The following is a 19210-nucleotide window of genomic DNA, read 5'->3' on the forward strand; positions in this document are numbered from 1 at the left end:
GGTCAGAACTCCCCGGTCCGGTCGGTGCGAAGGCGTTCGAGAACCAGCAGCGCCACCGCGCACACCACCATCAAGATCGTCGAAAGTGCCATGGCCTGGCCGTAGTTGAGCTCGCCGGCCCGCCCGAGCAGCCGTGCCACGGCGACCGGCAGTGTCGGGTTGTCGGGCCGTGCGATGAAGACGGTCGCGCCGAACTCGCCCAGCGACACGGCGAAGGCGAACCCGGCCGCGATCAGCAGCGCCCGCCGCACCATCGGCAGATCGACCTCGCGCCACACCCGCCACGGCGAGGCCCCGAGCACCGCCGCCGCCTCGCGCAGCCGCCCGTCCACCGCCCGCAGCACGGGCAGCATGGTCCGTACGACGAAGGGGACGCCCACCAGCGCCTGCGCGAGCGGCACGATGATCCAGGTGCTCCGGAGGTCCAGCGGAGGCTTGTCGAGCGCGATGAGGAAGCCGAACCCGACGGTCACGGCGGAGACGCCGAGCGGCAGCATCAGCAGGGCGTCGAAGCCCCGTACGAGACGGCCGGCGTCGCGGCGGGTGAGGGCGGCGGCCGCGAGTCCGCCGATCAGCAGGGCGATGGCGGTGGCGGCAAGGGCGTACTGCAGCGAGTTGCCGACGGCCTCGATCGGCGGGACGAGGAAAATACCGCCCTCGTCGCTGGTCAGCGCCTTGTAGTAGCCGAATCCGGGGGCGTCGAGGGACCGCTCGACCAGCACGGCGAGCGGCAGCACCAGCAGGACGGCGATGGTGGCGAGGACGGCGGCGAGCAGCGTCCACTGCCCGGCGCCGCGCGGCCGTCGTGCCGTCACGGACGCGTCGACCAGGCGCAGGGCGGTCTCCCGCCGCCGTACCGTCCACGCGTGGACGGCGAGGATCGCGCCGACCGCCACGAACTGGACGAGGGTGAGGACGGCGGCCGTCGAGAGGTCGAAGATCTCCGAGGTCTGCCGGTAGATCTCGACTTCGAGCGTCGAGAAGGTGGGCCCGCCGAGGATCTGCACCACGCCGAACGAGGTGAAGGTGAAGAGGAAGACCATGAGCGCGGCGGCGGCGACCGCCGGGCCGAGCGCCGGAAGCGTCACCCTGCGCCAGGCGGCGAACCGCGAGGCGCCGAGCATCCGCGCGGCCTCCTCCTGCCGCGGATCGAGCTGCGACCAGAGGCCGCCGACCGTGCGGACGACGACCGCGTAGTTGAAGAAGACGTGCGCGAGCAGGATCGCCCACACGGTCGTGTCGAGCCGTACGCCCCACAGCTCGTCCAGGAGCCCGCCGCGGCCGAGGAGGGCCAGGAAGGCCGTGCCGACGACCACGGTCGGCAGGACGAACGGCACGGTCACGACGGCCCGCAGGACCTGCTTGCCCCTGAAATCGAAGCGCGCGAACACATACGCACCGGGGAGCGCGATCAGCAGCGTGAGCGCGGTCGAGGCGAGCGCCTGCCAGGTCGTGAACCACAGGACGTGCCGGATGTCGGACTGCGCGAGCACGTCGCCGATCCGCCCGAACCGCCAGACCCCGTCGATCCTGAGCCCGCGGGCCGTGATCGCCGCGACCGGGTAGGCGAAGAAGAGCCCGAAGAACACGACGGGCACGGCCATGAGAGCGAGCCGCGCCGCGCTCCCCGTACGCGGATGCGTGCGGGGGCACGGACGGAGGCGTGGACGCCGGCGCGCGGGCGGCTTCTCCCCGGCGCGAGGCTCTACTTCAGTACGAGCGAGGTCCATGACTTGACCCACTCGTCACGGTTGTCGGCGATCCTGGCAGGGTCGAGGGTCTCGGGGTTCTCGGCCTGCGGACCGAATTTCCGGAACTCCTGGGGCACCTCGGCGGCCTCGCGGACGGGGTACACGAACATGTTGAGCGGCATGTCGTCCTGGAACTTCTTGGAGATCAGGAAGTCGAGGAGCGCCTTGCCGCCCTTGGTGTTCTTCGCGTTGCTGAGCAGGCCCGCGTACTCGACCTGGCGGAAGCAGGTGCCGTCCGCGACCCCGGTCGGCGCGGTCTTCGGCTTCGGGTCGGCGTAGATGATCTCGGCGGGCGGGGACGAGGCGTACGAGACGACGAGCGGCCGGTCGCCCTTGGCCTTCTTGCCGCCGGCGGACCCGGAGAACTCCACGTTGTAGGCCTGCTCCCAGCCGTCGACCACCTTCACGCCGTTGGCCTTGAGCTTCTTCCAATACCCCTGCCAACCGTCGTCCCCGTACTTCGCGGCAGTCCCCAGCAGGAAGCCGAGACCGGGCGAGGACGTCGAGGCGTTCTCGGTGACGAGCAGGTTCTTGTACTCGGGCTTGATCAGGTCGTCGAAGGACGTCGGCGGGGCCAGCTTGTGCTTGCTGAAGTAGGCCTTGTCGTAGTTGACGCAGATGTCACCGGAGTCGATGGGCGTGACACGGTGCTTGTCCTGGTCGACCCGGTACTGCGGCAGGATGAGTTCCGAGCCCTTGGCCTCGTACGACTGGAAGAGCCCGTTGTCGAGTGCCCGCGACAGCAGTGTGTTGTCGACGCCGAAGAAGACGTCGCCCTGCGGGTTGTCCTTGGTGAGGATGGCCTTGTTGACGGCCGTACCGGCGTCGCCGTCCTTGAGGACCCTGACCTTGTAACCGGACTCCTTCTCGAACTCCTTCAGTACGGCCTTGGTGTACGCGAAGGAGTCGTGGCTGACGAGGGTCACGGTCTTGGAACCGGAGCCCTCGTCGCCGGAGTCGGACGAACCGCACGCGGTGAGCGCGGCGAGGCCGATTCCCACGGCCACGGCCGTGAACTTCCTGGTGGTGCTCACTGAATTCCTCCTGGGGTGACCAGGAAGAGACGCGGCCCTGCCCGGGACCTCGGTCGGATCCCGGGCAGGGCGCAACAGCTTGAGTAGTGACCGAACTTCCTACCCAGAATGACCTGGGCAAGGTTCAGAGGGTCTGCGGGCTGTCCCGCACTCTCAGCGCTGTGGCGCTCCCCTGTCGGAATATGAAGATGTGACGGGCGATGTGCTTACGGAGCCACACTACCTCCCGGCCACCGGCCGAAACCTACCGCTCGGTCGCCGCGAGCTGTCCGCAGGCCCCGTCGATCTCCTGGCCACGGGTGTCCCGGACGGTGACGGGCACGCCATGGGCGGCGATCGCCTCGACGAACGCCTTCTCGTCCTCGGGCCGCGAGGCGGTCCACTTGGAGCCGGGGGTCGGGTTCAGCGGAATCAGGTTCACATGCACGGGCTTGCCCTTGAGCAGCCGCCCGAGCCGGTCACCGCGCCACGCCTGGTCGTTGATGTCCCGGATGAGCGCGTACTCGATGGAGAGCCTGCGCCCCGACTTGGCCGCGTACTCCCAGCCGGCGTCCAGCACTTCCCGCACCTTCCACCGCGTGTTCACGGGTACGAGCGTGTCGCGCAGCTCGTCGTCCGGTGCGTGCAGGGAGATGGCGAGGCGGCACTTGAAGCCCTCGTCGGCGAACCGGTTGATGGCGGGGACCAGACCCACCGTGGAGACGGTGATCCCCCGCTGCGACAGCCCGAGCCCGTCCGGCTCGGGGTCGGTGAGGGCCCGGATGGACTGGACGACCCGCTTGTAGTTGGCCAGCGGCTCGCCCATGCCCATGAAGACGATGTTGCTGAGCCGGGCCGGCCCACCGGGAATCTCGCCGTCCCGCAGCGCCCGCATCCCGTCCACGATCTGGTGGACGATCTCGGCGCTGGACAGATTCCGGTCGAGACCGGCCTGCCCGGTCGCACAGAACGGGCAGTTCATCCCGCAGCCCGCCTGCGAGCTGATGCACATGGTGACCCGGTCCGGGTAGCGCATCAGCACGGACTCGACGAGCGTGCCGTCGAAGAGCCGCCAGAGGGTCTTGCGGGTGGTGTTCTCATCGGTGGAGAGATGCCGCACGACCGTCATCAGCTCGGGAAGCAGCGCCTCCTGCAGCTTGGCGCGCGATCCCGCGGGGATGTCGGTCCACTGCTCCGGGTCGTGCGCGTACCGCGCGAAGTAGTGCTGCGACAGCTGCTTGGCACGAAACGGCTTCTCACCGACCGCGGCAACCGCCTCTTTACGCTCGGCAGGCGTGAGATCGGCAAGGTGCCGCGGCGGCTTCTTGGCTCCGCGGGGGGCAACGAAAGTAAGTTCTCCGGGCTTAGGCATGGCTGTACCAGTGTCGCAGATCGATTCGTGTGACTTGTGCCCCCGGCGGTCTCAGCCGCGGGGCTGGGCATCCAGGAAGCGGTGGACCGATTCCGTCATGCTCGCCACGAAGGAGTCACGGGTCCGGTCGGGGACCAGGTCCAGGGACAGATACGGGTTGAGGTCCTCCAGCTCGACGAGGAGCAGCGCGCCTTCCCTGGTGCGGCAGGCGTCCACGCGCTGGATGCCGTGGTCGAGGGTGTTCCAGTCGATGAAGCGCCGGGCGAAGGCCAGGTCGGCGTCCGTGGGCTCGTAGGACTCGAGGACCCAGCGCCGCTCGGGATCGGGGGCGTGAAGGGCGTACTGGAAGGCGTCGTCGACGTAGTAGAAGGACACTTCGTAGCGGAAGTCGATGCGCGGCTGGACCAGGATGTCGCCGTAGGCGAGGCCGTCGAGCTGTTCGCGGGGCACGAAGGCCAGGCCTATGGAGTCCGCGCCCACCTTCGGCTTGACCGCGTACTGGCCGGTCTCGGGCAGCAGGTGCAGGTCCTCGGGCCGGTCGACGGTCGGGATGACCGGGTGTCCTGCTGTGGTCAGATTCAGCAGGTACTGCTTGCCGGCCATGTCACCGCGGCCGGTCAACGGGTTGTAGACCCGCGTGCCGCCCGCCTTGGCCCGCTCCCGGAAGGCGTCGTACTCCCGCTGGTAGTGCAGCACGGGCCCGCTGTTGCGGACCACGACCACGTCGAAGGCGTCCATCAGCGCGGCGGCGTCCAGCGGGTGGCACAGGGCGACATCGAAGTCGTCGCGCAGTCGGGAGGTCAGGAAGATGTCCTCGTCGCAGTAGCGCCGCCCCCGGGCCGGGTAGGCGAGATCGGTCACGTACAGGGCTCTACGGCGGTCCGGCATCGCGCATCTCCTTAAGCGGTGCGACAAACCTACCCATCCCGCGGAACACGGGCCGGGCAGGCACGTGGTCGTGGGCTGTCGGCTCGCTCAGGACTGATGCCGGAGGACGCGGGCACTGTCCCATGAGCCACACGTGGACCTACAATCGAACTCGTGTACGAATATGCGTCTCGCCCGGATCATCGGCGCAGCGACCTCGATCGGCTGGTCCGGCGGCTGCGCCCCACCGACGACACCAGCGCCTCCGACTTCGCCAGCACCACCGCCTCCGCTTCCGCCTCGGCCTCCGCCAGCACCACCGTCCCCGCCTCCGCCGAGGTGGAGTGGAGACGCACCCCTACCCCCACCCCCGCTGCCATCCGCGGTCAGTTGTGAACCGCGAGCAGGCACAACCTGAGGACGAGGGCGCCGCGCCCATCGTCGTGCATCGCGCGGCGGGCACCGGCGGCCGCCGGGTGTCGATCCGCGCCCGGTTCGCCGGCCTCGCGCACAGCGACGCCGACCTGATCGAGTTCCTGCGCCGCGCGGGCCTCCCGGACGCGTGGGAGCTCCTGGACGATCCGCACTGGGTGGACTGGCAGGACGGCCGACCGCACGAATACGGCACGGACTGACATCGGCCCGGACACACGTCAGGGGCTCGCCGTCCACTTGGACGACGAGCCCCTCGTACCGCGAAACCTCAGACCGCGAGCCTCGGCGCCGGCTCCCGAAGAGCAGCTCCCGAAGAGAGGCTCCCGACAATCGGCTGCCGACAGTCAGCTACCGACGAACAACACGAGCAACAGCCACACCACAGGAGCCGTGGGCAGCAGCGAGTCCAGGCGGTCCATGATGCCGCCGTGCCCCGGCAGCAGGGTGCCCATGTCCTTGATGCCCAGGTCGCGCTTGATCATCGACTCGCCGAGGTCGCCGAGCGTGGCGCTGGCCGCGACCGCCAGGCCGATGATCAGGCCCTGCCACCACGTGCCGTCGTCGATGAGGAACTGCATGCACAACGCGCCCGCCACCATGGCGAAGGCGAGCGCGCCCAGCAGACCCTCGCGGGTCTTGCCGGGGCTGATGCGCGGAGCGAGCTTGTGCTTGCCGAAGCGCCAGCCGACGGCGTACGCGCCCGTGTCGCTGACCACGGCCAGCAGCAGGAACGTGAGCACCCGCCGCGCACCGTCGTCCGCGGTGAGCATCATCGCCACGAACGTGGCGAGGAACGGGATGTAGAAAGCGGCGAAGACTCCCGCGGTGACGTCCTTGAGGTACCCCTCGGGCGGTTCCGTCATCCGCCAGACCAGGACCGCGAGCGCGGTGAGCGCCATCGCCACCCAGGCACCCTCGGCACCCCGGACGTAACCGGCGACCACCATCGCGGCACCGCCGACCGCCAGCGGCACGAGCGGCGCCTTGATGGCCTTCTGCTCGGCGAGCCGCGACGTGAGTTCCCAGAGGCCGACCACGACGGCGACCGCTATCACCCCGACGAAGGCGGCCTTGACGACGAACAGCGACGCGACGATCACCGCACCGAGCCCGACCCCGACCCCTATGGCAGCGCCCAGGTCGCGGCCCGCGCTCTTCTTCTGCGGCGCGGGTGCGGGCTGTGCGGCGCTGGACATGGGCTCCTGCGGATTCTGCGACTGGTGGGACGGCACCCGAGAGGACGGATCCTGGTGCGGCGGCGTCCGAGGCGTCTCGTCGCGGAACAGGGGGCCGCCCGTCCGAGCAGCCCCCCGGTCGTCATCCTGGTCTCCGCCATGCGCGGGTACGTCGGGCACGATGGGCATGGGGCGAGTCTGCTGCGCGTTGTGCGCATCGTAGGCGGGACCCGCCGGGGCAGCCCCCTGGACAGGCCCCTGGTCGGACGGCCCCCAGTACCCGGCTTGTGGCGGCGCCCCCCAGGAAGAGTCGTTCATCAGACCTCGAGCAGCTCTGCTTCCTTGTGCTTGAGCAGCTCGTCCACCTGGGCGACGTACTTCGCGGTGGTGTCGTCGAGCTCCTTCTCCGCACGGCGGCCCTCGTCCTCGCCGACCTCGCCGTCCTTGATCATCTTGTCGATGCCGTCCTTGGCCTTGCGGCGCACGGAGCGGATCGAGATCTTGGAGTCCTCGGCCTTGGTGCGGGCGACCTTGATGTAGTCCTTGCGGCGCTCCTCCGTCAGCTCGGGGAACACCACCCGGATGATATTGCCGTCGTTGCTCGGGTTGACGCCGAGGTCGGAGTCACGGATCGCCTGCTCGATGTTGCGCAGCGCGCTCTTGTCGAACGGGGTCACCACGGCCATACGCGGCTCGGGCACCGAGAACGAGGCCAGTTGGTTGATCGGCGTCAGCGCGCCGTAGTAGTCCGCCACGATCTTGTTGAACATCGCCGGGTGCGCACGGCCGGTGCGGATCGCGGCGAAGTCCTCCTTGGCGACCACGACGGCCTTCTCCATCTTCTCCTCGGCCTCGAGGAGGGTCTCTTCGATCACCACTTGCTCCTGCGTGTCTTGAGTAGGCCCGGCTGCGGTTCCTTGGCGGGTAGGCGGCCGGCTGCGTCGCGTCTTATTCCTGCACGGTTCCCGACCGGCAGGACATTGTCCATCCCCCGGTCAGGCCCGACTGCCCTGGTCACCCACGAGCGTGCCGATCTTCTCACCCTTGACCGCCCGCGCGATATTGCCCTCGGCCAGAAGCTCGAAGACGAGGATCGGGAGCTTGTTGTCGCGGCACAGGGTGATCGCGGTCATGTCGGCGACCTTGAGGTCGCGGGTGATGACCTCGCCGTAGCTGAGCGAGTCGAACTTGACCGCTTCGGGGTTGGTCTTCGGGTCGGAGTCGTAGACCCCGTCCACACCGTTCTTGCCCATCAGCAGCGCCTCGGCGTCGATCTCCAGGGCGCGCTGGGCGGCGGTGGTGTCGGTGGAGAAGTACGGCATGCCCATGCCCGCGCCGAAGATGACCACACGGCCCTTCTCCAGGTGCCGCACGGCCCGCAGCGGGATGTACGGCTCGGCGACCTGCCCCATGGTGATGGCGGTCTGCACGCGCGAGTCGATGCCCTCCTTCTCCAGGAAGTCCTGGAGGGCCAGGCAGTTCATGACCGTGCCGAGCATGCCCATGTAGTCGGAGCGGGCCCGGTCCATGCCGCGCTGCTGGAGTTCCGCGCCGCGGAAGAAGTTGCCGCCGCCGATGACGACGGCGATCTGGGCACCGCCGCGGACCACCGCGGCGATCTCCCGGGCCATTTTGTGCACCACGTCGGGGTCGACGCCGAGTGCCCCGCCACCGGCGAAAGCCTCGCCGGAAAGCTTCAGCAGGAAGCGGCCGGCGCCCTTGCCGGTGTCGCTCTTTTCGTCCTTGTCGGCCTTGGTGGTGGTCATGGAGATCTCGCCTCTTCTACGTGTCGCACATACAAAGAAGGCCATTGCCGGTGGGGTGTTGGTGGCAACCCATGCGCGGCAATGGCCTCCTCGTCAGATCTGCTGCCGACCGTCACGCGCACGCGTGGCGGCATACGCAACCAACACGGACGACTGCTGTCGACCCTATAGGGGTCGCGCGTCGATCGCGGTACGGACTCAGATGCCGACCTTGATGCGTACGAAACGCTTCAGGGTGACACCGGCCTCGTCCAGGATCTTCTGGACGGACTTCTTCTGGTCGAGCGCGTACGGCTGACCGAGAAGGGTGGCCTCCTTGAAGAAGCCGTTGACGCGACCCTCGACGATCTTCGGGAGGGCGGCCTCGGGCTTGCCCTCGGCGCGGGTGGTCTCCTCGGCGACGCGACGCTCGGACTCGACGACCTCGGCCGGAACGTCCTCACGGGAGAGGTACTTCGGCGCGAAGGCGGCGATGTGCTGCGCGATGCCCTTGGCAAGGTCGGCGTCGGCCTTGTCCAGCTCGACCAGGACACCGATCTGCGGGGGCAGGTCGGGCATGGTGCGGTGCATGTACGAGCCGACGTAGGCGCCGGAGAACTGCGCGAAGCGGTCCAGGACGATCTTCTCGCCCAGGTTGGCGTTGGCCTCGTCGACGTACGCCTGGACCGTCTTGCCGGCCTCGATCTCGGACGCGAGCAGCGCCTCGAGGTCGGCCGGGGAGGTCTTGGTGACGTGCTCGGCGATCGTGTTGGCGACGGCCTGGAACCTCTCGCCCTTGGCGACGAAGTCCGTCTCGCACTTCAGCTCGACCAGGACGCCGGAGGTGTTGTCGTCGGCGATGATGGAAACCACGGCGCCGTTCTCGGCGGAGCGGCCCTCGCGCTTGGCGACGCCCTTCTGGCCCTTGATGCGCAGCGCCTCGACGGCCTTGTCGACGTTGCCGTCGGCCTCGTCCAGGGCCTTCTTGCAGTCCATCATGCCGGCGCCGGTGAGCTCGCGGAGCTTCTTGACGTCAGCGGCGGTGTAGTTCGCCATGATCTGTGAATCTCTTCTCGGAGTTCGAAGTCTCGAAGTCGGCGTCCGCCGCTGATCGGGCGGGCGTCCACCGAAGATCTACGGTCTGGGGGTGAACGGCGGGCGGCGCCCTTGGCACCGCCCGCCGTCACTCAACCGTGACGCTGGTTCGTCAGGCCTGCTCGGCCTCGGCCGGCTTCTCGGCCTCAGCAGCGGGGGCCTCGGCGACGGGAGCCTCGGCAGCGGCCGGAGCCTCGGCCTCGGCGGCCGCGGGGGCCTCCTCGGCGGCAGGGGCCTCAGCGGCAGGCGCCTCGGCGGGAGCCTCGTCGGCCTTCTTCTCGCCGCCCTCGAGCAGGTCGCGCTCCCAGGCGGCGAGCGGCTCGCCCGCGGCCTTGTCACCCTCGGCGGCCTTGCCGGCACCGGAACGGGAGATGAGGCCCTCGGCGACGGCGTCGGCGATCACGCGGGTGAGCAGGGTGACGGAACGGATCGCGTCGTCGTTGCCCGGGATCTTGTAGTCGACCTCGTCGGGGTCGCAGTTGGTGTCGAGGATGGCGACGACCGGGATGTTGAGCTTCCGGGCCTCACCGACCGCGATGTGCTCCTTCTTGGTGTCCACGATCCAGACGGCGCTGGGAACCTTGGACATCTCGCGGATACCACCGAGGGTCTTCTCCAGCTTGGCCTTCTCGCGCGAGAGCACGAGAAGCTCCTTCTTGGTGAGACCGGACGCGGCGACGTCCTCGAAGTCGATCTGCTCAAGCTCCTTGAGGCGCTGCAGACGCTTGTAGACGGTGGAGAAGTTGGTGAGCATGCCGCCCAGCCAGCGCTGGTTGACGTAGGGCATGCCGACGCGGGTGGCCTGCTCGGCGATGGCCTCCTGCGCCTGCTTCTTCGTGCCGACGAACATGACCGTGCCGCCGTGGGCGACGGTCTCCTTGACGAACTCGTAGGCGCGGTCGATGTACGACAGCGACTGGAGCAGGTCGATGATGTAGATGCCGTTGCGCTCCGTGAAGATGAATCGCTTCATCTTCGGGTTCCAACGACGGGTCTGGTGACCGAAGTGGACGCCGCTTTCCAGCAGCTCCCGCATCGTGACGACGGCCATGGCCGTTCTCCTTGAGTTTCTCGGTTGTGCCGCGCGTGCCGGACGGCACTCGCGCCTGACGCCCGCGATGCGCCTTGCCCGCTAGGGACCGAGAGGCGCTGACACCGGCTGTTTGAGGGCCTGGTGTCGGGGCGTGCGAAGTCGACCCGGTGACCCGGATCGCCACCAGAAGTGTACGGGACCCACGAGGTGCCGGGTGACGCCGCTGTCCACAACCGGCCGGTACTCCACAGATCCTGGCCATGATCCACTTTTTGCCGTCCCGCACGGGACCGTTCTCGCATGCGAGAAGACCGATCGATGCGTACGTGGCTGACGTTGCTGCTGGCTCTGGTGGTTGCCGCCGTGGGCGCCGCGGGTGCTGCTCTGCCCGCGGCGACCGCCCTCGACGGGGGTCCCGGCCGCGGGCCCGGCGGCCTGCCCGGCGATGACCCCGTCGGCAGTTCGCCCTCAGCTCCACCCGCCGCCGACACGTCGGTGCCCGCCGTCGGCCGCGCCTGGCCGGTGGGCCTGCGTCCGTCGGTGATACGCGGCTGGGAACCCCCGGCCAGCACCTACGGCCGGGGCCATCGCGGGATCGACCTCACGGCGGCACCCGGCGCCCCGGTCCGCGCCGTGGCCCCCGGCCGTGTCTCCTTCGCGGGCCGGGTCGCGGGCCGCGGGGTCGTATCGGTGGAACTGAACGGCACGGGCGACCCTCCCCTGCGCACGACCTACGAGCCGGTGCGGGCGACGGCGAAGAAGGGCGCGGAGGTGGCGGCGGGCGAGGTGATCGGCGTACTGGAACCGACGGGATCCCACTGTCCTGCGTCCTGCCTGCACTGGGGACTGCGCCGGGCCGACACCTACCTCGACCCGCTGTCCCTGCTGCCGCCGTGGCTGCTCGGCCGGGGACCGTCACGGCTGCTGCCGGTCATCGGAGTGCCCGAGCCCGAGGCGTGAGCCGCGCCGCGGCGCCGGCCATTTCCCTAGCCCTGGTCCGGTCGGCCGGACGGCGGCATCTCATGGACCGACCGCCGCGACGGATACCACTCCGCGCCCACCGGACGGCCCGCCATGTTCCAGCTCCAGGAGACGGTCGGCGTGATGCGCACATAGAGCCCCGGGCCGACCATCCCCACCCGCTCGACGGGTTCCTCGGCGGTGCCGTACACCCGTACCCCGCGCGCGATGAACGGATCGAGGGACACCAGATCGTCGATCACGAGGGCCACCTCGAGGTGACCGGCCCGGATGTTGCGGAACTTACGGGTCCCGGCGACCGACGAGCCACTGCCACCGATCCAGAAGTGAGTGCCGTCGTACTCGAAGGCGAGCGGGACCACATCGGGCTGCCGGCCGTCGGGGGACAGCGTCGCGACGCGGGCGAGCGGCTGCGACCGCATGTAGGCGATCTCTTCGTCGGTGAACGACATGACAACCTCCGGGCGTACGTCGAAAGGGGCGCCGCCCTCCCGGAGAGGAGGGCTCCTCCACTCCCATACGAACGGCATTCCACCGAATCGACACCGACCGACACACCGGAGAGGCATCTTGACCGGCAGACGCCGAAGACACACTGCCCGGCCGTCGCCGGAGGGACCCGGACCGTCCGAGGCCGACAGAACCGCGACCGTCGACGCCGGAGAGGGCCCGTCCGCCAGCCCCGGAGGGGCTCAGCCCTGGACGCCCCGCAGGGCCATCGCCACCGCGGCGTCGGTGATCACACCGGGGTCCTCGGCCGCGCCGATCTCGATCCTGCGCACGGCCGCGTCCACGATCCCCTGGAGGAGCATCGCGGCCATCCGGGGCTGCTCGTGCCCGATGTCCCGCAGCGCCTCGACGATCATCGCGACGAGTCCCCCGTGAGCCGCGCGGATCTTCTCGCGCGCACCCGCGTCGAGCTCGCTGGCGGAGATCGCCACGACAGCCCGGTGACGCCGGTCGCCGACGAGACCCAGCTGCTGGCGGACGTACGCCTCGACCTTGCCCTCGGGCGTCCCTGCCAGGGCCATCGCCGCCTCGACCTCGGCCGCCCATACCGGGAAGTCGACCTCGCAGAGCTCTTCGACGACGGCGGCCCGCGACCGGAAGTACTCGTACACGGAGGACCGCGCCAGACCCGTCCGCTCGGCGAGTGCCGGGAACGTCAGCGCCTCCGTCCCGCCCTCGGACAGCAGTGACCGCGCCGCGTCCAGCAGGGCGGCTCGCTGCATCGACCGGTGCTCGGCCACGGAGGCCGCTCGAATCCTTGGCACGCCCCCACTTTACGGATGCCCCGCCCAAGACGGGAGACTCTCGCCCGTCAGGGCTCGATCCTTGGGTCCCCGGCCGAAAGAAGTCCCACTTCAGAGGCGTTACCGAGGAAACGAGGTCAGCGTCCGAAGCTCGCCAGCTTGGCGCGCAGCTGCAGCACGGACTTGGTGTGGATCTGGCTGACCCGGCTCTCCGTCACTCCGAGGACATTGCCGATCTCGGCGAGCGTGAGCCCTTCGTAGTAGTAGAGCGTGACGACGGTCTTCTCACGCTCGGGCAGCGTGTTGATGGCCCGTGCCAAAAAGCGCCGCAGTTCCCGGTCCTCGGCGACCTCCACGGGATTGTCGGCCGCGGTGTCCTCAAGGGTGTCCATCAGGCTCAGCCGGTCGCCGCCCTCACCGCCGACATGCAGCAGCTCCTCCAGGGCCACCACGTTGGCCAGCGACAACTGACTGAACACCGCATGCAGTTCGTCGACCGCGATACCCATCTCGCCGGCCACCTCGCACTCCGACGGCGTACGCCGCAGCCGCGCCTCCAGCGTCGCGTAGGCCCGCTCGACATTGCGTGCCTTCTGCCGCACGGACCGCGGGATCCAGTCCAGCGCCCTCAGCTCGTCGATCATGGCGCCCCGGATCCGCGTGATCGCGTACGTCTCGAACTTGATCTCCCGCTCGATGTCGAACTTCTCGATGGCGTCGATCAGCCCGAACACTCCCGACGAGACGAAGTCCGCCTGCTCCACATTGGGCGGCAGCCCCACACTCACCCGGCCCGCGACGTACTTCACCAGCGGCGAGTAGTGCAGGATCAGCTGCTCGCGCAGTCGCTCGTCGCCCGTGGTCTTGTACGACCTCCACAGCTCGTCGAGCGTCGAGGGGGCGGGCGGCCGCACGCCGCCGCGGGCAGCGGGGGTAACAGCCGCCCGGTCAGACCCGGAGGTGTGCTGGGGCATTCGTCGCCTTGTGCCGTTCTGCCGTGAACTGGGGGTGCCTGAGTGAGCTGTCGGTCTGATGTCGAGTTGCCTGTCTGAGTCGGAATCCTCGTGAGCGTAGCGTGACTGAGGAGTCGCAGTGTGCGAAGGGCGAGGGTTCCACCGTGCGCAGATACGTTCCGCTGGGCGCCCCTCGGGGTCACGACCGTCGCCGTGCGTAATCACCGCGGGGCGCCAACTACGGGAATTGCCAAGGGTTTCGGGGGGTCGCCCGGACGGCCGAACACTGTCGGTCAGCATCGCCCCCGATCCGTGTCGACGGAGATAGTGGCCTGGCGTGTCAACTTCCAGCCGTCGCCGTGTCGTTCGACGAACCCAAGTGAGCGGAGTTCGTACAGTCTCGCGACCGCGTCGTCCGCCGTAGTGCCGGCGCCCCTGGCCGTGTCCTGGGGCGACGCGATCCCCTGGGCCGGCAGCGCGGCAAGCACACGGGCGGCGGCGGGGTCCAGGAGGTCGCGCGGCAGCACCGGCCCACGCCGGTCCGGCGCCAGCTCGCCCATGTCACCGACCAGCTCCGCCACTTCCGCGGCGTCCGTGACCAGCGCCGCGTCCCCGCGCAGCAGTTCGTGCACCCCCGCCGAGAGCGCGCTGGTGGCCGGGCCCGGCACCCCTATCGCGTACCGGCCCAACCGCTGGGCGGCCCGGGCGGTGACCAGAGCGCCGCTGCGGTACGCCGCCTCGACGACCACCGTGCCGCGGGTCAACGCCGCGATGACTCTGTTGCGCAGGATGAACCTGCTCGGTGTCGGATGGTCGCCGGGCGGCAACTCGCCCACGACCAGTCCCTGTTCGGCGATGCGGGTGATCAGTTGAGTGTGCCCGCGCGGATAGGGCCGGTCGACCCCGCAGGCGAGTACGGCGACGGTGGCCCCGCCCGCGCCGAGAGCACCGCGGTGTGTCGCGCCGTCCACCCCGTAGGCACCCCCGGACACCACGACCCAACCCCGCTCGGCGAGCCCCGCGCCCAGTACGGACGCCATGTGCGCGCCGTACTCGGTGCAGGCCCGCGCCCCGACGACCGCGACCGAGCGCAGCGCCCATATCCGCAGGCTGGGCCGCCCTCGCACCCACAGACCGGTGGGCCGCGCGTCCCCGAGGTCGTCCAGCTGTGCGGGCCATTCGGCGTCCCCCGGGCAGACGAACCGCGTCCCGGCGTCCCGTGCCACGGCGAGGTCGTGCTCCGGGTCAGCCCGCTCGGCCCGGGCCCTCAGCCCCGCCCATCGTTTGTCCGTCACGCCCGGCAGCTGTTGCCCGCCTCCGACGAGCCGCCGGACCACCTCCGCGGCCCCGAGCTCGCGCAACCACCGTCCGCAGACCTCGTCCCCCGGTTCGACGACGCGCGCGAGGAAGGCCCGATGGAGCCGCGCGACGTCCCCGCTGTCCCCGCTTCCCCTCCCATCTCTGCTACCCCTGTTATCTCTGCTGCCCCTGTGGTCTCTGCTGTCCCCGCCATCCCCTCCGCCCCAGCCGTCCCCGCTCACGACAGCGCTGCGATCGCCATGGGCACCCCCCGAGGGACCCCGGTGCGCAGTTGCAGGGCGAGGGCGACGTCCGTCGCGTCGGGCCGGTCGTGTCCCACGAGGTCCGCGACGGTCCAGGCGACGCGCAGGACACGGTCGAGACCGCGTGCGGTGAGCACTCCGCGCTCCAGACTGCGCTCGGCGTCGTCCATGGCTCCCGGCGAGGCGAACCAACGGCTGCGCAGCTCCCGCCCCGGCACTTCGCTGTTGGTCCGCCAGGGAGTGTCCGTCAGACGGGCCCCCGCCCGCTCCCTGGCCTCCCGCACCCGGTCGGCGACCGTCTCGGTGGATTCCCCCCGCGCGCCCCTCTCCGTGAGCTGAGACCGGGTGACGCGGTCCACCTCGACCCTCAGATCGACCCGGTCGAGCAGCGGTCCGGAGAGCCGTGCCTGGTAGCGGCGGATCGCGGACGACGGGCACTCGCACAGACTGTCCCGCTGTGAGAAGCGGCCGCAAGGGCATGGGTTCGCCGCGAGCACCATGAGGAACCTGGCCGGGAAGCGCACGACCCCGGCGCTGCGCGCGATCACCACATGCCCCGATTCCAAGGGCTGGCGCAGGGCGTCGAGGGCGTGGCTGCTGAACTCGGGTGTCTCGTCGAGGAAGAGCACTCCCCGGTGCGAGAGGGACACCGCGCCCGGCCGTGCGATTCCCTGGCCGCCTCCGACGAGCGCCTGCATGGTCGCCGAGTGGTGCGGTGCGCAGTAGGGCGCGACGTCGACCAGGGGCTTGCCCGGTGGCAGCAGGCCCGCGACCGAGTGGACGGCTGTGACCTCCAGGGACTCGCCGCGGCTGAGCCTCGGCAGGATGGCCGGAAGTCGCTCGGCGAGCATCGTCTTGCCCGCCCCCGGTGGACCTTCCAGGAACAGGTGGTGTCCGCCGGCCGCGGCGACCTCCACCGCGGTCCGTGCCGAGTGCTGGCCCACGACGTCGGCGAGGTCGTGTCCGTGGTCGTGCTGCATCGCGCCCATGCTGTGCATGCCCGTGGCCGCGCCCGTCCCCGGCATGCGCAGGCCCGCGAGCAGCGGATCCGGGCGGCCCTGATCGTCGGGCTCCTCGTCGGGCACCGGTTCGTCCGTGAGGACGGCGATCAGCTGCCGGAGGCTGCGGACGCCGAGCACGGACACCCCGGGCACCAGCGAGGCCTCGGCGGCCGCGCATTCCGGCACCACCACCTGCTCGTACCCCGCGTCCGCCGCGGCCAGCACGGCCGGCAGCACACCCCGGACGGGCCGGACACGACCGTCCAGGCCCAGCTCGCCGATCATCACGATGTCGGAGAGCACCCGTGGGTCGATGCGCTCGGAGGCCCCGAGCGCCGCGCAGGCGATGGCCAAATCAAATCCGCTGCCGCTCTTCGGCACCGAGGCCGGGCTGAGGCCCACCGTGAGCTTCTTCTGCGGCCATTCGCCGCCGGAGTTGACCACGGCCGCCCGCACCCGGTCCTTGCTCTCCGTCAGACTCTTGTCGGGCAGGCCGACCAGGGTGAACGCCGCGACCCCGGGCTCCAGATCCGCCTGGACCTCGACGACGACGCCCTCCACGCCGACGAGGGCCACCGAGCACGTACGCGCGAATCCCATCAGGCCACCCCTCGCACGTGCTCCACGACGGGGGCGCCGCGGTCGGGCAGCAGGACGCCGACGACGTCGATACGGACGCCGCCGGGTGGGGCTCCTCCGTGTTCCTGCAGCCAGCGCTCGGCGAGGCCGCGCAGCCGCTGCGCCTTGACCGGGGTGACGGCGGCCATCGGGTGCTCGTACGTTCCCGTGCGGCGGGTCTTGACCTCGCAGACGACGAGCGCGTCACCGTCCCGGGCCACGATGTCGATCTCGCCGGCCCTGCCCGAGCGCCAGTTGCGCTGCAGGACCGTCATTCCCGACTCGGTCAGCCGCCGCGCGGCCAGATCCTCGCCGTACTTTCCCAGTGCGTTGCGTGCCTTGGACGTCTTCATGTGGGCACCACCTCCGGCACCCACACTGAGCCCGCAGCGTCCCGCTATTGGATCTTGGTGGACGGCCACCCGGTTGTGGACAACTCAGTCACCCACACGAGCGGCCGCTCCCCAGCTCCGGCCCGTCGGCGGCACGTCCGGCCGGTCAGCGGCCGTGCACCGATCAGGACAGCAGTGATCCCTTAGCTGCTCGGCAGTTCGAGATCGCTCTTGTTGAGCTCCTCGATGTTCACATCCTTGAAGGTCAGGACACGCACTTGCTTCACGAACCGAGCAGGCCGGTACATGTCCCACACCCAGGCATCCGCCATGGACACCTCGAAAAACACCTCGCCCTGGACCGAGTGCACCTGCATCTCGTAGTCGTTGGTGAGGTAGAAGCGCCGTTCGGTCTCGATCACGTATTTGAACAGACCGACGACATCGCGGTACTCCCGGTAGAGCTTCAGCTCCATCTCGGTCTCGTACTTCTCGAGGTCCTCGGCGCTCATGGCATGTTCCCCTTCAGCCGTGCGTCCCCCTATTGTGCGCCAGCCCCGCGAGCCCCTAGACGATTTCCGTGTCGAGGGTCTCGGGACCGGCCGGGGGCCCTTCGTCGAGCAGCCTGCGCAGCAGCTCGGCGAGTCTGGTCGGATACACCGTCTCATGTGCCTGGTTAAGTTCCTGGCACGTCCACCAGCGCGCTCCGGCGACACTGCGCCGTTCCAGCTCGGTCAGTCCCGTGGCCTCGGGCACCTCATCCCGCGTATCCGCCGTCCGGGCCAGGTAGTACCACTCGTCCTGGTCCCAGCGGCGCCCCGCGAACGGGAACGAGCAGGTCCGTCGCCACAGCACCGGGCCCAGCTCGACGTCGGTGATGCCGGTCTCCTCCGCGAGTTCCCTTCGGGCGGCCTCTTCTCGCGTCTCGTCGCCCTCCACGCCGCCGCCCGGTGTGAACCACCAGTCGTCGGAGGGATCCTCGGGTTCATGGCCGTGAAGCAGCAGAATGCGGTCCTGCGGATCGAGCAGCACCACCCGTGCGACCTTCCGCAACTCCCCGAGTTCGTCGACCCCGGGAACCGGCTGCCCACCCTCGTTTCCAGGCCCGTGGACCGACCCCTCGCCCGCGCTTCCAGGCTCCTGGACCGCCCGCCCGCTCTCGCTTCCGGGCCCGGCGGCCGCCCGCTCACCCTCGCTTCCGGACTCCGCAGCCGAAGCTGAGACCCCGGCCGAGACCCCGGCAGACCCCTCGCCCGCCCCCCGCGCCGCCTCAGCCCGCAAGGGCCTGCTCCCTCGTCCCCGTGCGGCCGCGCCGGCGCTCCGCCCGCTTGGCGATCGGACCGTACGCCCCTCCGCCGAGGACGAGTGCCGCGCCCACCACGATCGCTGTGAGGACCAGGCGCAGGGGCCCCGGCTCGGAGATGGCGCCGAGGCTCTCGAAGTTGGTGGGCCGGGACAGCATGCCGTTCATGGGCCAGGCCACGGCGTCGACGCGGGCGTCCACCGAGCTGCGCGGCACCGTGCCGCTGCCGGCCTCGGTGAGGTGGGCGGTGGAGTCGAGGGAGCCGCTGCGCTCGTCGCCGAGCAGGAAGAGCCTGCCCTCGGGGACCTTGATGGCCGGGATCGTGGTCGCCTCGGCCGCGCTGCCCTTGGGAAGATACGGTTCGTCGATCTTCTTGCCGTTGACGGTCAGCTTGTTCTCGGTGCAGCAGGCCACGGTGTCCCCGCCCACGGCGACGACACGCTTGACCATGGGCATGTTGCCCCAGCTGGCCTGCTTGAAGACGACGACGTCACCGCGCGTGACGTCCGAGCCGTCGATCCGCTCGGCGAGCACCCGGTCGCCGGCCGTGATGGTCGGGGACATCGAGTCGGTCGGCACGGTGTAGGGCTGGTAGACGATCGCGCCCCAGGCGAACCCGCCGAGGAAGAGCACACAGCCGAGGGCCATGGCGAATCCCGACAGCTTGCTGCCGAGCCGTCCACGGCCCTCGTCCGTACGACTTGTCCCGCTCATCCCAGTG

The 19210-nt window shown here is 69.8% G+C and carries 21 protein-coding genes; 2 read left to right on the forward strand and 19 right to left on the reverse strand.

Annotation, left to right across the window (positions count from 1 at the left end):
* Positions 1–2 precede the first annotated feature (2 nt).
* The 5 genes from JEQ17_RS14265 to JEQ17_RS14285 form a co-directional block, all read right to left on the reverse strand.
* On the reverse strand, positions 3–1730 hold the full coding sequence (locus JEQ17_RS14265) for an ABC transporter permease (protein WP_200395618.1): 1728 nt from the start codon (positions 1728–1730) through the stop codon (positions 3–5).
* Entirely contained in the window at positions 1706–2785 is a 1080-nt protein-coding gene (locus JEQ17_RS14270; RefSeq protein WP_200395619.1) for a thiamine ABC transporter substrate-binding protein, read from the reverse strand. The genes JEQ17_RS14265 and JEQ17_RS14270 overlap by 25 nt, the downstream gene beginning before the upstream one ends.
* A 244-nt stretch (positions 2786–3029) precedes the next feature.
* A complete protein-coding gene (rlmN, locus tag JEQ17_RS14275) occupies positions 3030–4136 on the reverse strand; it encodes a 23S rRNA (adenine(2503)-C(2))-methyltransferase RlmN (protein WP_055614577.1) in 1107 nt (368 codons plus the stop codon).
* Between the two features lie 51 nt (positions 4137–4187).
* On the reverse strand, positions 4188–5024 hold the full coding sequence (locus tag JEQ17_RS14280) for an ATP-grasp domain-containing protein (protein ID WP_200395620.1): 837 nt from the start codon (positions 5022–5024) through the stop codon (positions 4188–4190).
* A gap of 179 nt (positions 5025–5203) precedes the next feature.
* Positions 5204–5359: a hypothetical protein gene (locus JEQ17_RS14285; RefSeq protein ID WP_200395621.1), complete on the reverse strand. Its 156-nt coding sequence runs from the start codon at positions 5357–5359 to the stop codon at positions 5204–5206.
* A 36-nt stretch (positions 5360–5395) separates the two neighbouring features.
* On the opposite strand from JEQ17_RS14285, the gene JEQ17_RS14290 reads away from it, so the two are divergent.
* Complete coding sequence (locus JEQ17_RS14290) at positions 5396–5638, forward strand: hypothetical protein (protein ID WP_200395622.1); 243 nt, start codon at positions 5396–5398, stop codon at positions 5636–5638.
* Between the two features lie 144 nt (positions 5639–5782).
* Here the strand turns inward: JEQ17_RS14290 and JEQ17_RS14295 are convergent, their stop codons facing one another.
* The 5 genes from JEQ17_RS14295 to rpsB all read right to left on the reverse strand — a co-directional run bounded on the left by JEQ17_RS14295 (position 5783) and on the right by rpsB (position 10504).
* Complete coding sequence (locus JEQ17_RS14295; protein ID WP_200395623.1) at positions 5783–6931, reverse strand: phosphatidate cytidylyltransferase; 1149 nt, start codon at positions 6929–6931, stop codon at positions 5783–5785.
* Complete coding sequence (gene frr / locus JEQ17_RS14300; protein WP_055614581.1) at positions 6931–7488, reverse strand: ribosome recycling factor; 558 nt, start codon at positions 7486–7488, stop codon at positions 6931–6933. The genes JEQ17_RS14295 and frr overlap by 1 nt, the downstream gene beginning before the upstream one ends.
* Positions 7489–7608: 120 nt before the next feature.
* Entirely contained in the window at positions 7609–8379 is a 771-nt protein-coding gene (gene pyrH / locus JEQ17_RS14305) for a UMP kinase (RefSeq protein ID WP_055614582.1), read from the reverse strand.
* 198 nt (positions 8380–8577) lie between these two features.
* Complete coding sequence (gene tsf, locus JEQ17_RS14310) at positions 8578–9414, reverse strand: translation elongation factor Ts (RefSeq protein ID WP_143640679.1); 837 nt, start codon at positions 9412–9414, stop codon at positions 8578–8580.
* A 151-nt stretch (positions 9415–9565) separates the two neighbouring features.
* Positions 9566–10504, reverse strand: a complete 939-nt coding sequence (rpsB, locus tag JEQ17_RS14315) for a 30S ribosomal protein S2 (protein ID WP_200395624.1) — start codon at positions 10502–10504, stop codon at positions 9566–9568.
* A gap of 282 nt (positions 10505–10786) precedes the next feature.
* Between rpsB and JEQ17_RS14320 the strand changes: the two genes are divergently transcribed.
* On the forward strand, positions 10787–11446 hold the full coding sequence (locus tag JEQ17_RS14320; protein WP_234048201.1) for a murein hydrolase activator EnvC family protein: 660 nt from the start codon (positions 10787–10789) through the stop codon (positions 11444–11446).
* A 26-nt stretch (positions 11447–11472) separates the two neighbouring features.
* Here JEQ17_RS14320 and JEQ17_RS14325 read toward each other — a convergent pair whose 3' ends face one another.
* From JEQ17_RS14325 to lepB, 9 genes are all read right to left on the reverse strand, one after another.
* A complete protein-coding gene (locus JEQ17_RS14325; protein WP_200395625.1) occupies positions 11473–11919 on the reverse strand; it encodes a PPOX class F420-dependent oxidoreductase in 447 nt (148 codons plus the stop codon).
* Between the two features lie 240 nt (positions 11920–12159).
* Positions 12160–12717 carry a TetR/AcrR family transcriptional regulator gene (locus JEQ17_RS14330; RefSeq protein WP_200401489.1) on the reverse strand — a complete coding sequence of 186 codons (558 nt, stop codon included), beginning with the start codon at positions 12715–12717 and terminating at the stop codon, positions 12160–12162.
* Positions 12718–12857: 140 nt separating this feature from the next.
* Positions 12858–13694, reverse strand: coding sequence for an RNA polymerase sigma factor WhiG (gene whiG / locus JEQ17_RS14335; RefSeq protein WP_055614587.1), 837 nt, complete (start codon positions 13692–13694; stop codon positions 12858–12860).
* Between the two features lie 272 nt (positions 13695–13966).
* Positions 13967–15214, reverse strand: a complete 1248-nt coding sequence (dprA, locus tag JEQ17_RS14340) for a DNA-processing protein DprA (RefSeq protein WP_200395626.1) — start codon at positions 15212–15214, stop codon at positions 13967–13969.
* Complete coding sequence (locus JEQ17_RS14345) at positions 15211–16836, reverse strand: YifB family Mg chelatase-like AAA ATPase (protein WP_200395627.1); 1626 nt, start codon at positions 16834–16836, stop codon at positions 15211–15213. Before JEQ17_RS14345 ends, dprA begins: the two co-directional genes overlap by 4 nt.
* Entirely contained in the window at positions 16836–17207 is a 372-nt protein-coding gene (locus JEQ17_RS14350) for a YraN family protein (RefSeq protein WP_200395628.1), read from the reverse strand. The genes JEQ17_RS14345 and JEQ17_RS14350 overlap by 1 nt, the downstream gene beginning before the upstream one ends.
* Positions 17208–17389: 182 nt before the next feature.
* The gene (locus JEQ17_RS14355; protein ID WP_055510545.1) at positions 17390–17698 is read right to left on the reverse strand and encodes a DUF2469 domain-containing protein; all 309 of its coding nucleotides are present in this window, start codon (positions 17696–17698) and stop codon (positions 17390–17392) included.
* Between the two features lie 55 nt (positions 17699–17753).
* Complete coding sequence (locus tag JEQ17_RS14360) at positions 17754–18239, reverse strand: NUDIX hydrolase (protein WP_200395629.1); 486 nt, start codon at positions 18237–18239, stop codon at positions 17754–17756.
* A 217-nt stretch (positions 18240–18456) separates the two neighbouring features.
* Positions 18457–19203: a signal peptidase I gene (gene lepB / locus JEQ17_RS14365; protein WP_200395630.1), complete on the reverse strand. Its 747-nt coding sequence runs from the start codon at positions 19201–19203 to the stop codon at positions 18457–18459.
* Positions 19204–19210 lie beyond the last annotated feature (7 nt).

The organism is Streptomyces liliifuscus (assembly GCF_016598615.1).
Lineage (GTDB): Bacteria > Actinomycetota > Actinomycetes > Streptomycetales > Streptomycetaceae > Streptomyces > Streptomyces liliifuscus.

Bases quoted from the DNA above. Each gene is read 5' to 3' on its own strand.
- JEQ17_RS14265 (WP_200395618.1), bottom strand. From the start codon at position 1,730: ATGGACCTCGCTCGTACTGAAGTAGAGCCTCGCGCCGGGGAGAAGCCG.
- rlmN (WP_055614577.1), bottom strand. From the start codon at position 4,136: ATGCCTAAGCCCGGAGAACTTACTTTCGTTGCCCCCCGCGGAGCCAAG.
- JEQ17_RS14280 (WP_200395620.1), bottom strand. From the start codon at position 5,024: ATGCCGGACCGCCGTAGAGCCCTGTACGTGACCGATCTCGCCTACCCG.
- JEQ17_RS14295 (WP_200395623.1), bottom strand. From the start codon at position 6,931: ATGAACGACTCTTCCTGGGGGGCGCCGCCACAAGCCGGGTACTGGGGG.
- pyrH (WP_055614582.1), bottom strand. From the start codon at position 8,379: ATGACCACCACCAAGGCCGACAAGGACGAAAAGAGCGACACCGGCAAG.
- tsf (WP_143640679.1), bottom strand. From the start codon at position 9,414: ATGGCGAACTACACCGCCGCTGACGTCAAGAAGCTCCGCGAGCTCACC.
- rpsB (WP_200395624.1), bottom strand. From the start codon at position 10,504: ATGGCCGTCGTCACGATGCGGGAGCTGCTGGAAAGCGGCGTCCACTTC.
- JEQ17_RS14320 (WP_234048201.1), top strand. From the start codon at position 10,787: ATGCGAGAAGACCGATCGATGCGTACGTGGCTGACGTTGCTGCTGGCT.
- JEQ17_RS14325 (WP_200395625.1), bottom strand. From the start codon at position 11,919: ATGTCGTTCACCGACGAAGAGATCGCCTACATGCGGTCGCAGCCGCTC.
- whiG (WP_055614587.1), bottom strand. From the start codon at position 13,694: ATGCCCCAGCACACCTCCGGGTCTGACCGGGCGGCTGTTACCCCCGCT.
- JEQ17_RS14345 (WP_200395627.1), bottom strand. From the start codon at position 16,836: ATGGGATTCGCGCGTACGTGCTCGGTGGCCCTCGTCGGCGTGGAGGGC.
- JEQ17_RS14350 (WP_200395628.1), bottom strand. From the start codon at position 17,207: ATGAAGACGTCCAAGGCACGCAACGCACTGGGAAAGTACGGCGAGGAT.
- JEQ17_RS14355 (WP_055510545.1), bottom strand. From the start codon at position 17,698: ATGAGCGCCGAGGACCTCGAGAAGTACGAGACCGAGATGGAGCTGAAG.
- lepB (WP_200395630.1), bottom strand. From the start codon at position 19,203: ATGAGCGGGACAAGTCGTACGGACGAGGGCCGTGGACGGCTCGGCAGC.